Raw genomic sequence first — 15,101 nt, 5'->3', positions numbered from 1 at the left:
CATGTGGCCAGCCTACGGACGAGGTCTGGTGTGATGGTGCCGTGGACGACAACGAGACCCAACCCCCTTCGCCGGCCCCGTCGGTGCTCCCGCTGACGGGGGACCACGGCGCGCAGTGGCGTCCGGTCTCACCACTGCTGGCCGGGGTGCGACAGGTGAGCACGACGGCGACCCTCCTGCCGCCCGCCGTCGCCGCGGCCCTGGCGGCGGCGTTCATCACCCCGTGGCTGGTCCTCGTGACCGTGCTGCTGACCGCTCTGTGGCTGTGGCTGATGTGGCTCATCCCGCGCCAGGTCGCGGCGATCAGCTGGGTGGAGCTGCCCGAGGAGCTGGCCATCCGCAAGGGCCGCATGTGGCGCTCGCTGGTGACGATCCCCTACGGCCGCATCCAGTACGTCGACATCTCCTCCGGTCCCTACAAGCGCGCCAAGGGACTCGCCGACATCACGGTCAACACCGCGTCCCCGGCCAGCAGCGGGGACATCCCCGGCCTGCCCGTCGACGTCGCCGAGGAGCTGCGCGTGCGCCTCGCGGCCCACGGCGAGGCGCAGCGAGCGGGCCTGTGACGCTCGGCGGGCCCCCCGGGGGCGAAGGGGGTGGGGACGGCTTCTCGCGCGTCCACCCGCTCTCGCCCTTCATCCGCGGTGGCCTCGTGGTCATCGCCGTCTTCGGCTACGTCCTGTCCCAGCAGATCGACCGGATCGTCGGTGCCGCCGGCCCCCCGGCACCCGGCGAGGGCGAGACCTCCCTCCTCGTGCCGGCCGTGCTCGTGCTGCTGACCGTCGTCGGGGCGGTGCTCCTCGGGCTGCTGTCGTGGTGGTTCACCCGTTACCGGCTCGGGGAGACGGGGCTGGAGATGCACTCGGGCGCGATCATGCGCCAGCACCGCCAGGTGCGCTACGACCGCATCCAGGCCGTCGACCTCGTCCGTCCGCTCCTGGCGCGGATGACCGGCCTGTCCGAGGTGCGCGTCGAGTCCGCCGGCGGCGGCGACTCCCACGTGTCCATCGCCTACCTCAGGCACACCGACGCCGAGGCGGTCCGCTCCCGGCTGCTCGGCCTGGCGGCGGAGGCGCAGCAGCCGACACCATCACAGGGCCCAGAGGGAGGGATGGGTCCGCCCGACTCAAGGGCCGAGCTTGCGAGGCCCAAGGGCGGACCCGTGCCTCCCGCCGGGCCGGAGGGGGCGGGACCGTGGCCGCGGCGTGGTGCCGTGGAGCCGGCTGTGCCCTTGCTGCGGGTGCCCGTCGAGCGGCTGATCGCCTCGGTGCTGCTCTCCTGGGACACGATCTTCTTCGTCGTCCTGCTCGTCCTCGCGCTCGTGCTGACCTTCGTCGACCTCGGCGTGGTCATCGGCGGCTTCCTGCCCGTCGTCCTCATCACCGGCATGCGCAGCATCATCAGGCTCACCCGGTGGTACGGGCTGACGGTCGCCCTGCGGGGGCAGACGCTCACGAGCCAGCGCGGTCTGACCGACACCCGCCACTCCTCCGTGCCGCTGCACCGTGTGCAGGCACTCGAGGTCACGCAGCCGGTCCTGTGGCGCCGTGCCGGGTGGTGGACCCTCAAGGTCAACGTCGCCGGGGCCCGGATCGCCTCCGCCGACGGGGACTCGGGCGAGAGCGTCCTCGTGCCCGTCGCCACGACCGAGGAGGTGCTGCGCCTCCTCGAGGCGGTGACCGCCGATCCGGTGACCACGGCCGAGGTCGCCTCGCTCGTCGCCGACACGCCCGAGGGCTTCGTCGGGGTGCCGTCCGCGGCCAGGTGGTTCCACCCCTTCGCCCGCCGACGCATCGGCTACCTGCCCGGGCGGCGGGCCGTGCTCACCCGCTCGGGGTGGCTCGACCGGGTCCTGCAGGTCGTGCCCTGGGGACGGATCCAGTCGATGACCCTGCAGCAGGGACCGCTGGACCGCCGGCTCGACCTCGCCAGCGTCCAGTTCCTCAGCACCGTGGGGCCGGTTCGCCCCCGTGTGGAGCACCTCTCGACCGACGACGCGCAACGTCTCGCGCACCTCGCGGCGGCCCGTGCGAGCCACGCCAGACGACGTCCGAGCGGACCCGTTGGTTGCGATCCGACGCCGGACACTGTGGACTGGCCCTGATGACTAATCACCGAAGCGAAGGAAGGACGACCACCTTGACGGGGGACGCGACGGCCCGGGAGGACGAGATGACCCGCGGTGCCGTGGACAAGCTGGGCTTCGCCCACGACCAGATCGTGCAGGAGTACAACTGGGACGACGACGTCGACGAGGCGCTGCGTGCCGCGATCGAGGACGTGGTCGGTGCCGAGCTCGAGGACGAGGACTACACCGGTGTCGTCGACGCGGTGATCATGTGGTGGCGCGACGACGACGGCGACCTCACCGACGCCCTCGTCGACACCCTCGGCACACTCGCCGAGGGGTCGTCCATCGTACTGCTCACGCCGCGTCCGGGCCGGAACGGCGAGGTCGACCCGAGCGAGGTCGACGAGGCCGCGACGACGGCCGGGCTGCACACCTCCGGCTCGGTGATGTGCTCCGACCACTGGGTCGCGACCCGGCTGGCCGCCCGCAAGGGTGTCGCCTGACCGCGAGTGGCACACTGCCGACATGAGTCAGCAGCCCCTCTCCGTCGGGGACATCGCCCCCGACTTCACCCTGCGCGACCAGAACGGCGCGGACGTCACGCTCGCCGAGCTGACCCGCGACCGCGCGGTCCTGCTGGTGTTCTACCCCTTCGCCTTCTCCGGCGTCTGCACGAGTGAGCTTCGCGAGATCCGCGACGACCTCGGGCGCTTCGAGTCGCCGGCGGTGACCACGGTGGCCATCTCCTGCGACCCGATGTTCAGCCTGCGGGCGTGGGCGGACCGCGAGGGGTACTTCTTCCCCCTGCTCTCCGACTTCTGGCCGCACGGTGCCGTCGCCTCCGCCTACGGCGTTTTCGACCCGGGCGCGGGCATGGCCGGGCGGGGAACCTTCCTCGTCGGCCGTGACGGACGGGTCGCCTGGCGGCTGGTCAACCCTGCGGGGGAGCGACGTGAGTTCAGCGGCTACGAGCGGGCCCTGGAGACGCTGCAGGATGCCGCAGCCGCGGGTGGCGCCCGGTAGTCTCCGCCACCATGAGTGACGACATCCTCGAGGTGGACCTGCTGGCCTTCGAGTCGGGGGACGGTGAGCGCGCACGGGCCGTCGTCGACGGACTGATGACCTCCCTGGACACCGGCTTCGTCTACGTGCGGCACGACGTGGCCGACGACCTCATCGACACCGCCTACGGGATGCTCGAGGAGTTCTTCACCGCCGAGCGCGAGGTCAAGCAGCAGTTCGTCGCCCCCGGGACCCACGGCCAGACCGGCTACACCGATCTGCTCGTCGAGACCGCGGCCACCTCCGACGTCGCGGACTGGAAGGAGATGCTCAACTGGGGGCCGGCGATCCCGGCGGGGCACCCCCTTCGCACCCGCTACCCGCACCGCTACCACGACCCGGTCCTGCCCGAGTCGGCGGTACCGGGCATCACCGAGACGCTGACGACCTTCCACGAGGCCGTCGCCGACCTCCAGCGCCGGGTGCTGCGCATCATCGCCACCGGCGTCGGTGCCCACCCCGACTACTTCGAGACGATGCTCGTGGACGGACCGACCCTCTCGCGGGCGATCCACTACCCGCCCATGCGGTCCGCGCCGGACGCCCCGCACGTGTGGGCGGCCGAGCACGCCGACATCAACCTCATCACCGCCCTGCCGCGGGCGACCGCTGCCGGTCTGCAGGTGCGGCTGAAGGACAGCGGCGAGTGGATCGACGCCGTCGCACCCGAGGGCGGTGCCATCATCAACACCGGCCTCATGCTGGAGACCGTGACCAACGGGCTCATCGAGCCGGGCATCCACCGCGTCGTCGCGGCCCCGGGGCAGGAGGGCGACCGCTACTCGGTCGTGCAGTTCAGCCACCCGACGCCGTGGACGGTGCTCAGCCCGCTGGTGAGCACGGTGACCGCCGAGGCGCCCCAGCGCTTCTCGCCGATCACCGCCGCCGACGCGCTGGACCTGGTGCTCTACGAGATCAACCTCATCGAGGACGCGCGCCGGTCCTGACCCCGGCGCGTCGTCCTGTCACAATGACCGCGGCGCACCGCGCGCCCGGGGCCTGTAGCTCAGTTGGTAGAGCACCGCGTTTACACCGCGGGTGTCGTCGGTTCGAGCCCGGCCGGGCCCACATGAGCACCATCCGTCTGCGTGACGTCCTGACCGTCCTCGAGGAGATGTACCCCGGCGACTCCGCCCAGTCCTGGGACCAGGTGGGTCTCGTCACCGGCGACCCGGACCAGCCCGTGCGCCGGGTGCACGCCGCGGTCGACCCCACCCTCGAGGTCATCGAGGAGGCCCGCGAGGCGGGCGCGGACCTGCTCATCACCCACCACCCCCTGCTGCTGCGCGGTGTGCACTCGGTCGCCACGACGAGCGCGAAGGGAGCCAGCGTCACCTGCCTCGTCGTCTCCGACATCGCCCTGTACGTCGCCCATACCAACGCCGACGTCGCCGAGCCCGGCGTCAACACCGCCCTCGCGCAGGCCTGCGGGCTGGCCGCGACGGAGCCGCTCTCCCTCGAGGAGGGCACCCCCATGGGCCGGGTCGGGTACCTGGCCGAGGAGATCACCCTCGCCGACTTCGCCGAGCGGCTCGCGGAGGCCCTGCCGTCCGCGCCGGGCGGCATCCGTGTCTCCGGGCCGCCCGACGGCCGGGTGCGACGCGTCGCGCTGCTCGGAGGGGCCGGGGACGGTCTCATCGACGCCGCCCGCGCGGCGGGCGCGGACGTCTACGTCACCGCCGACCTGCGCCACCACCCGGCACTCGAGGCCCGGGAGGAGGCACGGTCCGCCGCCGGCACCCCCTTCCTCGTCGACGCCGGCCACTGGACGAGCGAGTCCCTCTGGCTGGAGCACATGCTCGCCCGGCTGGAGAACTCCCTCGCCGACGCCGGAGCCGACGTGGTGGGATGGGAGACCCACGTGAGCACGATCTGCACCGACCCGTGGACCTTCACCGTCGGCGCACAGACAGCCCAAGGAGATCCCCAGTGAAGGCAGACCCCTTCGTCCAGGCACGGCTGCTCCAGCTGCAGGCCCTCGACATCCGGCTGCAGCAGATCGCCCATGCCCGCACGAGGCTGCCCCAGATCGCGGCCCTCGAGCAGGCCCGCGCGCAGCTGCAGCGCGCCCAGGACGACGTCGTGCGTGCCGAGACGACGCTGGGGGACATCCGACGCGAGGTCGCCCGGGCCGAGGCCGACGTGCAGCAGGTGCGCGACCGAGCCGCGCGGGACCAGCAGCGTCTGGACACGGGGGCCGGCATGACCTCGCGCGACCTGACCGCCCTGCAGAGCGAGATCGAGTCGCTCGCGCGTCGGCAGGGCGACCTCGAGGAGGTCGAGATCGAGGCCATGGAGCGCCAGGAGGCCGCAGAGGAGCGGGTCTCCTCGGGGACGGCCAAGCAGGCCGAGCTGCAGGCCGAGGTCGACCGGCTGACCCGCGAGCGCGACGATGCGTTGGCCGAGCTCGACGCCGAGGAGAGACAGGTCACCGCCCCCCGCTCGGAGCTCGTCGCGAGCATCGACGACGCCCTCATCTCGCTGTACGACCGGATCCGTGACAAGTCCGGCGGTCTGGCCGCCGCGGAGCTGAAGCACGGCCGTTGCGGCGGGTGCCGCCTCGAGCTCAACCCCGTCGACCTCGCCGCGATCGAGAAGGCACCCGTCGACGAGGTGGTGCGCTGCGAGGAGTGCGACCGCATCCTCGTGCGCATCCCGGCTTCGCAGAGCTGATGGGGCGCTCCCTCCGCGTCGAGGCAGATGGTGGCTCCCGGGGCAACCCCGGTGTGGCCGGGTACGGGGCCCTCGTCCGGGACCCCGGGTCCGGTGAGGTGCTCGTCGAGCTCGCGGCCCCGCTGGGGACGGCGAGCAACAACGTCGCCGAGTACCGCGGCATGCTCGCCGGCCTGCGTGCCGCCCGCACCATCGACCCCTCGGCGGACGTGGAGGTCGGGATGGACTCCAAGCTCGTCGTCGAGCAGATGTCGGGACGGTGGAAGATCAAGCACCCCGACATGCGGGAGCTCGCCCGACAGGGACGTGATCTCGTCGCCGAGATCACTGCCGCGGGCGGCTCCGTCGAGTTCGTCTGGATGCCCCGCGACGCGAACGCGCACGCCGATGCCCTGTCCAACCGCGGGATGGACGGCGAGGAGCTCGAGGAGTGGCGCGAGCAGTCGGGTGCCGACCACGCCCCCCGCCGCGACACCGAGCAGGCCCCGACGCGGCCCCGAGCGGGTCGCGAGGAGGCCACCCGCATCGTCCTCGTGTGCCGTGGCGGCACCGAGCAGTCCGAGCGCGCAGCCGAGCGGGTGGCCGCGCTCGTCGACGACGCGGACGTGCGCGTCGTCACCGCCGACCCGACCCGGGACGCCGGGACCGGCGAGACCGTCGCCGAGCGGCTCGCAGTGACTCCCCGGGCCGATGCGGACTGGGACGAGCCGTCCGAGGGGGAGACGCACGAGGAGCTGACCACGCGGGTCGTCACGGCGTGGGAGCGAGTTGTCGCCGACGGACGCACCGCCGTCATCGCCTGCCACCGCACGCCGATCCTCGTCGTCCTCGCGCACGTCCTCGGCCTGCCGCGTGAGCGGATGCGGCGCCTGGCCGTCGACCCGGGCTCGCTCACCGCGCTCGAGGTCCGACCCGACGGCGAGGTGCTCGTCGCCTTCACCAACCGGACCTGAGGAGCGGCGACATCGAGGACCTGCCCACCTGGCTGACCGCGTCCGGCGTGATCGGCGCGGTCGTCTTCGGCCTGCTCTCCGCGTACTTCCCGCCCCTGAACGCCGAGATCTACGCGGTCGCGGCACCCGTCATCTTCCCCGACCTGTGGGTCGTGCACGTCTCCGCGATGACGGGCGGACTGGTCATCGGCAAGGTGACCCACTTCGTCGCCGCGGAGAAGGGTGCCGAGGCCTTCATGAAGCGCCGCGAGCAGAAGGAGCTGCGGGCCGCGGACAAGGCACGCAGGAGCCGCAGCGCCTTCAGGAGGCGTCTTGAGCGGTGGAGCAAGGCGATGATCGACCTGCTCGACCGTCCGCACCTGGGACCGCTGGTCCTGCTCGCCAGCGCCGGTGTCGGCTTCCCCCCGCTCGCCGTCGTCACGGTCGCCGCGGGGATCAAGCACATCTCCCTCGCGCTCTTCGTCGTGGTGACGACGCTCGGGTGCCTGGCCCGTTTCCTCATCACCGCGTGGCTCGTGGTCCAGGGCATCGAGCTGAGCTTCTGACCGTCTCGGGTGCCGACCGGGCGTGCAGCGGGCCCACCCCTCGCGCATACCCTGTGCGCATGACGTACGCCGCAGACCTCAGCCCCCAGTACGCGTGGGATGCCCTCGCATCCGATCCGGAGGCCGTCCTCGTCGATGTGCGCACCCAGGCGGAGTGGACCTTCGTCGGGGTCCCGGACCTGTCCTCGATCGACAAGCAGATGGTCCCCATCGAGTGGAACTCCTTCCCGGCAGGGACCCCCAACGACGCCTTCCTGCAGCAGCTGCAGGAGGTCGTGCCCCAGGACTCCTCCGTGTACTTCCTCTGCCGCTCCGGTGGGCGGTCCGCGGCCGCTGCCGAGGCCGCCACCGCTGCCGGCTGGAGGAGCGCGTACAACATCGTCGACGGCTTCGAGGGGCCGGTCGACGAGCACGGGCACCGCGCCGTCGCCGGGTGGAAGCAGGCCGGCCTGCCGTGGAGGCAGGGGTGAGCGAGCTCCCGTACGGGCCGGGCAACCCCGCCCCGTACCTGGACCCGAGCGGTCTCTCCCCGCAGACCCTGGCCGTGCGGGGAGGTCAGGCCCGCACCACCTTCGACGAGACGTCCGAGGCGCTCTTCCTCACCTCCGGCTTCATCTACGGCACTGCCGAGGAGGCCGAGGCCGCCTTCTCGGGGGACGTGGAGAAGTACGTCTACTCGCGCTACGGCAACCCGACCGTCGGCATGCTCGAGGAGCGGCTGCGCGTGCTCGAGGGCGCCGAGGCGGCCTTTGCCACGTCCTCGGGGATGTCCGCGGTCTTCACCGCGCTGGCGGCGCTGCTCGGTGAGGGAGACCGACTCGTCTCCTCGCGCTCGCTCTTCGGCAGCTGCTTCGTCATCGTCGACGAGATCCTGCCGCGGTGGGGCGTCGAGACGGTCCTCGTCGACGGGACGGACCTCGACCAGTGGCGCGAGGCGCTGTCCGAGCCGACGGCGGCGGTCTTCTTCGAGACGCCGAGCAACCCGATGCAGGAGCTCGTCGACATCGCCGCCGTGAGCGAGCTGGCCCACGCGGCAGGCGCGCAGGTCGTCGTCGACAACGTCTTCGGCACCCCCGTGTTCTCCCGGCCGCTCGACCACGGCGCCGACATCGTCGTGTACTCCGCCACCAAGCACATCGACGGACAGGGCCGCGTCCTCGGTGGGGCGATCCTCGGTCCCGCCGACTACATCGACGGCCCCGTGCGCAACCTGATCCGGCACACCGGACCGTCCCTGTCGCCCTTCAACGCCTGGGTGCTGCTCAAGGGCCTGGAGACGATGGACCTGCGCGTGCGTCGCATGGCCGAGTCCTCGCTCGTCCTGGCCCGGGAGCTGCAGCAGCACCCCCGGGTCACGCAGGTCGTCCACCCCTGGCTGCCGGACCACCCGCAGCACGACCTCGCCCGGCGGCAGATGAGCGGTGGCGGCACCGTCATCACCTTCGCGATCGACGGGGGCAAGGCCGAGGCCTTCGCGGTCGTGAACGCGCTGCGCCTCGTCGACATCTCCAACAACCTCGGCGACTCGAAGTCGCTCGTCACCCACCCGGCGACGACGACGCACCGCCGCATGGGCGCGGACGCGCGCGCCGCGATCGGCATCACCGACGCGACCCTGCGCGTCTCCGTGGGGCTCGAGGGGGTCGACGACCTCGTCGCCGACCTCACCGCGGCCCTCGACGGGTTGGGCTGAGCCCGGGAGCTACCGCGCGGTGACGGCGAGGCGAAGGGGGCCGGCCCCCTTCGCCGGGCCGGACAGCTCGACCTCGAAGGCCGGCTCGAGCGCCGCCACGAGCGCCTGCGGGGTCCTCGGCTCGCGGTCGACCCCGAGCAGGTGGCGGGCGACGAGGCCGCGCGTGTGCTTGGCCATGTGCGTCGCTCCCGGGACGGTGACGTGGACCCACCGCGTCGCCGTCCCACCGGAGGGCTGCCACGCCGCGGCGTAGGTGCTGGAGCGGCAGTCGACGACCAGGCCGGTCCCGGCCGCGGCGGTCAGCTCCGCGTCGAGGACCTCGCGCCAGTGCGCGGCCAGCGGCCCGACACCGGGGAGGTTCACCGCCATCGAGAGCCGGTAGGGCGGGATGCGGTCGCCCGGACGGACCGCACCGAAGAGCGCCGAGACGATGACGAGCCACCGGCCGGCCCGGCGCTTGGCGCCGGGGGAGAGGCTCGCGAGGTCGAGGGCGTCGTAGAGGACGCCGCTGTAGACGTGCGACGCCGGTGGCGCCGGTGTGGTCATGAGGGCGGTGTTGCGGGCCACCTCCGTGACGAGGTTGGTGCTGACGCCGAGCACCTCGTGGGCGTCCGCGCGGGCGCTGACCTCCGCGAGGGCCGCGAGCACACGCTCCCTGGCCGGCGTCAGGGCGGGGAAGGACAGCGAGCCGAGGTCGAGGGTCTTCCCCCGCGCACGACCGGTCTTGGACTCCGAAGGTGGCAGCAGCACGAGCACGCCGGAACCCTACGGGGTACGCCTAGGGTGTCCAGCATGGGACAGCGCATCGGCCTCCTCCGACCCACGGACCCCGCGACCGGAGAGGTCGTCGACGCCGCCGGGCTGCGCTCGCGGCTCGACGAGATCCGGGCCGAGCTCGAGGTGCCGGAGGACTTCCCGGCCGAGGTGCTCGCCGAGGCCGAGCGCGTTGCGGCGCAACCACTCTCGCTGCCGGAGCGGGACGAGACCGCCCTCCCCTTCCTCACCATCGACCCACCCGGGTCCATGGACCTCGACCAGGCGATGCACCTCTCCCGCGACGGCGACGGGTACCGCGTGCGCTACGCGATCGCCCACCTGGAGTCCTTCGTCGAGCCGGGTGGGGCCATCGACGCCGAGGCCCGCCGCCGCGGCCAGACCATCTACGCGCCCGACAGGCGCACGCCGCTGCACCCACCGGTGCTCAGCGAGGGCGCCGCGAGCCTGCTGCCCGATGAGGTCCGCCCGGCGTACGTGTGGGACATCCGCCTCGATGCCCTGGGCGAGCACACCGCCGCCGAGGTCTACCCCGCGATGGTGCGCAGCGTCGAGCGGCTCGAGTACGCCGAGGTGCAGGCGAGCATCGACGCGGGTACCGACGACGAGCGGCTCGCCCTCCTGCAGGAGATCGGTGACAAGCGCATCGCGCTCGAGCAGGAGCGGGGCGGCGCCTCGCTGCCGATGCCCGACCAGGAGGTCGAGCAGGTCGACGGCGGCTTCCGGCTGCGACTGCGCCCGTTGCTGCGCGCCGAGGACTGGAACGCCCAGATCTCGCTGCTCACCGGCATGGTCGCCGCCGAGATGATGCTGCACGCGGACGTCGGCATCCTGCGCACGATGCCCGAGCCCGGCGACGACGCGCTGCGTCAGCTGCGCCAGATCGCCTCCGCCCTGCAGGTGCCGTGGCCGGCGGAGCAGACCCACGGGGACCTGCTGCGCTCGCTCGACGGGAGCAACGCGCGCCACCTCGCGCTGATCCACGAGTCGACCGTGCCCTTCCGCGGGGCCGGGTACACCGTCTTCGACGGGGGCGTGCCCGAGCTGGTCGAGCAGGCCGCGATCGCCGCCCCGTACGCCCACGTCACGGCGCCACTGCGCCGCCTCGTCGACCGGTTCGGCCTGGCCCTGTGCGCCGCCGTGAGCGCCGGTGAGGAGGTGCCGACCTGGGTGCGTCAGGCGCTGCCGAGCCTGCCGGAGCTGATGGAGTCCTCCGAGCGGCTCGTCGGTGGCGTGGAGCGGGGAGCCATGGACGCGATCGAGGCGGCCACGCTCGCCGACCGGGTGGACCAGACCTTCACGGCCGTCGTCATCGACGTCCCGCAGGGGGAGGGCGAGATGGAGATCCAGGTGATCGACCCGCCCGTCATGGGCAGGGCGAGCGGGAGGGCCGATCTCGGCGACAAGGTCACGGTGCGCCTGACCGCGGTCGACCACGCGCGGGGCAAGGCGAGCTTCGCGGTCGTGTGAGCCCACCCCCTTCGCCATGGGTTAGGGTGAGCGCTCGAAAGGGAGTAGTCCCCAACAGGTGTGTCGACACACTGACCCCGGACCGACAGGTCATGGGTCCGGCACATCGGGCCAGCCCGGCTGGCGGACGAGACTTTCGACCGGTCAGTCATGCGACGACCCGGTCGAGGCTCGTCGTGACACGGCTCCTCGTCCGGGCAGACGAGGAGTTTTTTCATGTTCGAAGCACTGGTGCTCAGCACCGTGGTCATCTTCGTCGCCGAGCTCGGCGACAAGAGCCAGCTGATGGCGATGACCTTCGCCACCCGGTACCGGGCCCGCGACGTCATCCTCGGCATCACGGTCGCGACGCTGCTCGTGCACCTCGCGTCGGTGGGCATCGGGTACTTCATCGGCGCGAGCTTCGAGAAGTACCAGGGGCCGATCGCCGTGGGCGCGGGCATCGCCTTCCTCGGCTTCGCGGTGTGGACCCTGCGCGGCGACGAGCTGACCGAGGAGGAGGAGCAGAAGGCCAGGAAGGCCACCGGCTCCGCGCTGCTCGCCGTCGGCGCGGCCTTCTTCCTCGCCGAGCTCGGCGACAAGACGATGCTCGCCACGATCACGCTCGCCGTGCGCGAGGACTGGTTCGGCACCTGGATCGGCTCCACGATCGGCATGGTCGCCGCCGACGCCCTGGCGATCGCGGTCGGTGCGGTCCTCGGACGCAAGCTCCCCGAGAAGGTCATCACCTACGGCGCCGCGGCCGCCTTCGCCCTCTTCGGCCTCGTCCTCGTCGCCGAGGGCCTCGGCTGGCTCTGAGGCCGTCCCGACGACACGCGCGGCGAAGGGGGGTGGATGAGTCGGCCTGTAAGCCGTACTCCGATGGCCCGCTCCGATAGAGGCCCATAGAGGCGTCGTCGTGCCGTGACTGGGCCGTGAGAGATGGCGCTGATCGAGGCCTTGGCCGTCCTCGTCGAGCGAGCAGGCGAGATGTGGTGCAAGGTGGCTGGCTATGAAAGACGTCAAATCTTCAACTTGGCCTCTGGTGATCGCCCTTGTCGCATGCCTCGCGGCCCTGGGATCACAATGGCTCGGGGTCGTGTGAGCATCAAGGCGAGTAGAGGAACGCTCAACGACTGTCTCAGGAACTAACCGGCTCTGCGCAAAACTTTGCGTCCCCGGTAAATTTCCGCCATGGGGAACGACAAGCTTCTCGGGTGGTGCTCGTCCTGCCGCCGGCTGAATGTCAGTGCCGGCGACTCAGCCCCAGAGGTGATCCTGGACGACTACCGGGCCTGCCAGTACTGCTCAGGCGTATCCCTGCCGTTGCCAGCCCGCTTCTCCGAGTATGCAGTGCCGGCGTGGTCCATCTTGACGTCGCAGGAGCGCGCCGGCGCTCTCCCGTTGGCTGAGCTGGGCCGAGCGATTGGCCAAGCGCGTGCCCAGCGCGTCGAGCAGCGCGACGAACGAACGCCGTCCGACCCCATAGCCATCGTTTGCACCACTGCGCCTTGTCTGGAGGCTCTGCTGATCCGCGCTCATCAGCACGGTGACCTGCGCGTTGCGCTGCTCGCCCTGTGGCTTCTGGTTGGGGAACTACACGTCGCTACCGACGACCCGTCGGTTGGCGGTGCCGCGTATGAGGGGGAGGAAGTGGCGCGCGCAACGCATTTACGTCACGTCATCTCAGAATTGGCGACGAGCCGATAACCACGCTTTCAGGAGGGCTCGGGCTCCGGCTGATTCCGGTGACCCCGTGCCGGCGGATCGCGATGCCCCGTGCCGACGACGTCGCGGTCACGCCGTTGATGGTCGATGAGGTCGCGCAGATCGCCGACGCAGTGCCGGCGCCGCTGCGGGCGATCGTGTGGCTCGGCGCGGGTCCGGACTGCGCCCGGGGGAACTGCGGGCACTGACGCTCGACCGCGTCCAGGGCGGTGGGCTCGTCGTGGACCGGCAGCTGGCCGAGGGTTCGACGCGGGACAGGCTCGTGTGGGGACCGTTGAAGCGTCCCGGGTCGCGTCGGCGGGTACCGCTGGCGGAGTCGACCGCGCGGGTCCAGACCGAGCACCTCGAGCACCACTCACCCGGGCCGTTGGGGGCTGGTGCTCACGGCGCGCTCAGGCGGCCCCTCGGGGAGTGGGTGGATGAGTCGGCCTGTAAGCCGGGTTCTGTTCCCCGGCACCGTTACCGGTTGCCGGGGCGACGGCCATCCATCTCGGGTCGCCGTTGCCGACGACCTCCAGCGTCCTACCCGTGTGCTCGGGCGGGCCGCCCTCGGACGCACACTGTCCGGACTTGCTCCTGGTGGGGTTTACCGAGCCGATCCGGTCACCCGGATCGCTGGTGGTCTCTTACACCACCCTTTCACCCTCACCTCGTCCACCGAGGTGGACGAGGCGGTCTGCTTTCTGTGGCACTGTCCCGCGGGTCGCCCCGGGTGGCTGTTGGCCACCACCACGCCCTGTGGAGCCCGGACTTTCCTCGACACCGCCGCAGCGGTGACGCGGCCGTCCGGCCGACTCATCCGTCGAGCAGTCTACGCGTCGGGGTGCTCACGCGTGGTGTAGCGCGCCCATCCGATGAACGCACCGAACGCGAGGACGGCCACGCCGGCGACCACGGGCTGCCACGGCAGGAGGAAGGCGATGCCGATGCAGGCCACGAGGCCGAGGGTCGGGACGACCTTCGTGGCCGCGCGACCCTCGAGGGTCCACGCGCTGGCATTGGCGATCGCGTAGTAGGTCAGGACGAGGAAGGAGGAGAAGGCGATCGCCCCGCGCAGGTCCACGAGCACGATGAGCACGATCACGAGCCCGGCGATGACGGCCTCGGCCCGGCGTGGTGTGCGGTGCGGACCGTCGACGGTGGCCAGGACCGGTGGCAGGTGGCGGTCCCGGGCCATCGCCATGAGGGTGCGGGACGCCCCGAGGACGAGCGCGAGCAGCGCACCGCCCGCCGCGAGGATGGCCGCGACGCGCAGGGCGGGGCCCAGCCACGGCCAGGCCGAGATCTCCGCGGCCTCGGCCAGCGGAGCCTCGCGGGCCGCCACCCAGCCGGACCCGAGTGAGCTGGTCAGCGCCACCGCGACGAGCACGTACAACGCGAGCACGATCGCCAGCGCGATGCCGATGGCGCGGGGGATCGTGCGACGCGGGTCGGTGATCTCCTCGCCGAGTGTCGCCACCCGGGCGTAGCCGGCGAATGCGAAGAAGAGGAACCCGGCACCCTGGAGGACACCGAGGGGAGTCCCGGAGCCGGGGACGGCCGGGGGTGGTGTGTCGACCGTGACCGGGGGAGCGATGAGCATGACGGCGCCGAAGGTGACCACGAGTGCCACCGCGAACGCGACGATGCCGAGGGCCACCCGGGCCGAGCGGTGCACCCCCTGCAGGTTGAGGGCGAGCACGGCCAGGACGGCCACGACGGCGATCGGCTTGGCGAAGTTGGGCCAGACGTGCACGGCGAGGGTCATGGCCATCGCGGCGCACGAGGCGACCTTGCCCACGACGAAGGCCCACCCGGCCAGGTGGCCCCACGGCAGGCCCAGCCGCTCGCGGCCGTAGACGTACGCGCCGCCCGAGTCGGGGTACCGCGCGGCCAGGCGTGCCATGGAGGAGGCATTGGCGGCCGCGACGAGCGCGGCGACGACGACGGCGAGGACCAGCCACCGGCCCGCGCTGGCAGCCGCCGGGGCGAAGGCGCTGAACAGGCCGGCGCCGATCATCGCCGCGAGGCCCAGGGCGACGCCGTCCCGCAGGCCCAGACGTCGATCCAGGGGCCGAGTCGGAGCACCCGAGGAGTTCGTCATGCAGCCAACCCTGCCGCATCGGGGAACCGGGTGCCCGCCCCGTCCGCACACATCGAGGACACGGTCCGGT

At 71.9% G+C, this 15,101-nt stretch carries 17 protein-coding genes, 1 tRNA gene and 1 other RNA gene; 16 read left to right on the top strand and 3 right to left on the bottom strand.

Annotation, left to right across the window (positions count from 1 at the left end; translation table 11 throughout):
* Nucleotides 1-41 precede the first annotated feature (41 nt).
* From O9K63_RS05985 to O9K63_RS05930, 12 genes are all read left to right on the top strand, one after another.
* Nucleotides 42-566 carry a PH domain-containing protein gene (locus O9K63_RS05985; RefSeq protein ID WP_277241454.1) on the top strand — a complete coding sequence of 175 codons (525 nt, stop codon included), beginning with the start codon at nucleotides 42-44 and terminating at the stop codon, nucleotides 564-566.
* Complete coding sequence (locus O9K63_RS05980; RefSeq protein ID WP_277241452.1) at nucleotides 563-2,104, top strand: PH domain-containing protein; 1,542 nt, start codon at nucleotides 563-565, stop codon at nucleotides 2,102-2,104. Before O9K63_RS05985 ends, O9K63_RS05980 begins: the two co-directional genes overlap by 4 nt.
* Before the next feature lie 68 nt (nucleotides 2,105-2,172).
* Complete coding sequence (locus tag O9K63_RS05975) at nucleotides 2,173-2,574, top strand: DUF3052 domain-containing protein (RefSeq protein ID WP_277242275.1); 402 nt, start codon at nucleotides 2,173-2,175, stop codon at nucleotides 2,572-2,574.
* 22 nt (nucleotides 2,575-2,596) lie between these two features.
* Complete coding sequence (locus tag O9K63_RS05970) at nucleotides 2,597-3,094, top strand: peroxiredoxin (RefSeq protein ID WP_277241450.1); 498 nt, start codon at nucleotides 2,597-2,599, stop codon at nucleotides 3,092-3,094.
* Nucleotides 3,095-3,105: 11 nt separating this feature from the next.
* On the top strand, nucleotides 3,106-4,080 hold the full coding sequence (locus O9K63_RS05965; protein ID WP_277241448.1) for an isopenicillin N synthase family dioxygenase: 975 nt from the start codon (nucleotides 3,106-3,108) through the stop codon (nucleotides 4,078-4,080).
* 48 nt (nucleotides 4,081-4,128) lie between these two features.
* A tRNA-Val gene (locus O9K63_RS05960) sits at nucleotides 4,129-4,201 on the top strand.
* Nucleotide 4,202: 1 nt separating this feature from the next.
* A complete protein-coding gene (locus tag O9K63_RS05955) occupies nucleotides 4,203-5,066 on the top strand; it encodes a Nif3-like dinuclear metal center hexameric protein (protein WP_277241446.1) in 864 nt (287 codons plus the stop codon).
* Nucleotides 5,063-5,806, top strand: a complete 744-nt coding sequence (locus tag O9K63_RS05950) for a zinc ribbon domain-containing protein (protein WP_277241444.1) — start codon at nucleotides 5,063-5,065, stop codon at nucleotides 5,804-5,806. Before O9K63_RS05955 ends, O9K63_RS05950 begins: the two co-directional genes overlap by 4 nt.
* A complete protein-coding gene (locus tag O9K63_RS05945) occupies nucleotides 5,806-6,759 on the top strand; it encodes a reverse transcriptase-like protein (protein ID WP_277241442.1) in 954 nt (317 codons plus the stop codon). The genes O9K63_RS05950 and O9K63_RS05945 overlap by 1 nt, the downstream gene beginning before the upstream one ends.
* A gap of 47 nt (nucleotides 6,760-6,806) precedes the next feature.
* On the top strand, nucleotides 6,807-7,304 hold the full coding sequence (locus O9K63_RS05940) for a hypothetical protein (RefSeq protein ID WP_277241440.1): 498 nt from the start codon (nucleotides 6,807-6,809) through the stop codon (nucleotides 7,302-7,304).
* A gap of 59 nt (nucleotides 7,305-7,363) precedes the next feature.
* Entirely contained in the window at nucleotides 7,364-7,774 is a 411-nt protein-coding gene (locus O9K63_RS05935; RefSeq protein WP_277241438.1) for a rhodanese-like domain-containing protein, read from the top strand.
* Nucleotides 7,771-8,997 carry an O-succinylhomoserine sulfhydrylase gene (locus O9K63_RS05930; protein WP_431190363.1) on the top strand — a complete coding sequence of 409 codons (1,227 nt, stop codon included), beginning with the start codon at nucleotides 7,771-7,773 and terminating at the stop codon, nucleotides 8,995-8,997. The genes O9K63_RS05935 and O9K63_RS05930 overlap by 4 nt, the downstream gene beginning before the upstream one ends.
* A 9-nt stretch (nucleotides 8,998-9,006) precedes the next feature.
* On the opposite strand, the gene O9K63_RS05925 is transcribed toward O9K63_RS05930, so the two are convergent.
* Nucleotides 9,007-9,753 carry a YaaA family protein gene (locus O9K63_RS05925; RefSeq protein ID WP_277241437.1) on the bottom strand — a complete coding sequence of 249 codons (747 nt, stop codon included), beginning with the start codon at nucleotides 9,751-9,753 and terminating at the stop codon, nucleotides 9,007-9,009.
* 36 nt (nucleotides 9,754-9,789) lie between these two features.
* Here O9K63_RS05925 and O9K63_RS05920 point away from each other — a divergent pair, with 36 nt between their 5' ends.
* The 4 genes from O9K63_RS05920 (at nucleotide 9,790) to O9K63_RS05905 (ending at nucleotide 13,136) form a co-directional block, all read left to right on the top strand.
* Complete coding sequence (locus tag O9K63_RS05920; protein ID WP_277241435.1) at nucleotides 9,790-11,241, top strand: RNB domain-containing ribonuclease; 1,452 nt, start codon at nucleotides 9,790-9,792, stop codon at nucleotides 11,239-11,241.
* A gap of 216 nt (nucleotides 11,242-11,457) precedes the next feature.
* Nucleotides 11,458-12,039 (top strand): TMEM165/GDT1 family protein, encoded by a 582-nt coding sequence (locus tag O9K63_RS05915; protein WP_277241434.1) that lies wholly within the window; start codon nucleotides 11,458-11,460, stop codon nucleotides 12,037-12,039.
* A gap of 375 nt (nucleotides 12,040-12,414) precedes the next feature.
* On the top strand, nucleotides 12,415-12,930 hold the full coding sequence (locus O9K63_RS05910; RefSeq protein ID WP_277241432.1) for a hypothetical protein: 516 nt from the start codon (nucleotides 12,415-12,417) through the stop codon (nucleotides 12,928-12,930).
* A 62-nt stretch (nucleotides 12,931-12,992) separates the two neighbouring features.
* Nucleotides 12,993-13,136: a hypothetical protein gene (locus O9K63_RS05905; RefSeq protein WP_277241430.1), complete on the top strand. Its 144-nt coding sequence runs from the start codon at nucleotides 12,993-12,995 to the stop codon at nucleotides 13,134-13,136.
* Nucleotides 13,137-13,364: 228 nt separating this feature from the next.
* On the opposite strand, the gene rnpB is transcribed toward O9K63_RS05905, so the two are convergent.
* Both rnpB and O9K63_RS05895 read right to left on the bottom strand, forming a co-directional pair.
* Nucleotides 13,365-13,746, bottom strand: an RNA gene (gene rnpB / locus O9K63_RS05900) — RNase P RNA component class A.
* Nucleotides 13,747-13,759: 13 nt separating this feature from the next.
* On the bottom strand, nucleotides 13,760-15,031 hold the full coding sequence (locus tag O9K63_RS05895; RefSeq protein WP_277241428.1) for an APC family permease: 1,272 nt from the start codon (nucleotides 15,029-15,031) through the stop codon (nucleotides 13,760-13,762).
* Between the last annotated feature and the right edge of the window lie 70 nt (nucleotides 15,032-15,101).

It is taken from the genome of Janibacter cremeus, assembly GCF_029395675.1.
In the GTDB taxonomy this organism is placed as follows: domain Bacteria; phylum Actinomycetota; class Actinomycetes; order Actinomycetales; family Dermatophilaceae; genus Janibacter; species Janibacter cremeus_A.
Note: the sequence above shows the minus strand (reverse complement) of the source record. Positions and strands in the feature narration are given on the sequence as shown.

What these genes read in the sequence shown, in the direction of transcription:
- O9K63_RS05895 (WP_277241428.1), bottom strand. Translation starts at nt 15,031, where the DNA reads ATGACGAACTCCTCGGGTGCTCCGACTCGGCCCCTGGATCGACGTCTG.
- O9K63_RS05905 (WP_277241430.1), top strand. Translation starts at nt 12,993, where the DNA reads ATGCCCCGTGCCGACGACGTCGCGGTCACGCCGTTGATGGTCGATGAG.
- O9K63_RS05915 (WP_277241434.1), top strand. Translation starts at nt 11,458, where the DNA reads ATGTTCGAAGCACTGGTGCTCAGCACCGTGGTCATCTTCGTCGCCGAG.
- O9K63_RS05965 (WP_277241448.1), top strand. Translation starts at nt 3,106, where the DNA reads ATGAGTGACGACATCCTCGAGGTGGACCTGCTGGCCTTCGAGTCGGGG.
- O9K63_RS05945 (WP_277241442.1), top strand. Translation starts at nt 5,806, where the DNA reads ATGGGGCGCTCCCTCCGCGTCGAGGCAGATGGTGGCTCCCGGGGCAAC.
- O9K63_RS05975 (WP_277242275.1), top strand. Translation starts at nt 2,173, where the DNA reads ATGACCCGCGGTGCCGTGGACAAGCTGGGCTTCGCCCACGACCAGATC.
- O9K63_RS05970 (WP_277241450.1), top strand. Translation starts at nt 2,597, where the DNA reads ATGAGTCAGCAGCCCCTCTCCGTCGGGGACATCGCCCCCGACTTCACC.
- O9K63_RS05935 (WP_277241438.1), top strand. Translation starts at nt 7,364, where the DNA reads ATGACGTACGCCGCAGACCTCAGCCCCCAGTACGCGTGGGATGCCCTC.
- O9K63_RS05910 (WP_277241432.1), top strand. Translation starts at nt 12,415, where the DNA reads ATGGGGAACGACAAGCTTCTCGGGTGGTGCTCGTCCTGCCGCCGGCTG.
- O9K63_RS05920 (WP_277241435.1), top strand. Translation starts at nt 9,790, where the DNA reads ATGGGACAGCGCATCGGCCTCCTCCGACCCACGGACCCCGCGACCGGA.
- O9K63_RS05955 (WP_277241446.1), top strand. Translation starts at nt 4,203, where the DNA reads ATGAGCACCATCCGTCTGCGTGACGTCCTGACCGTCCTCGAGGAGATG.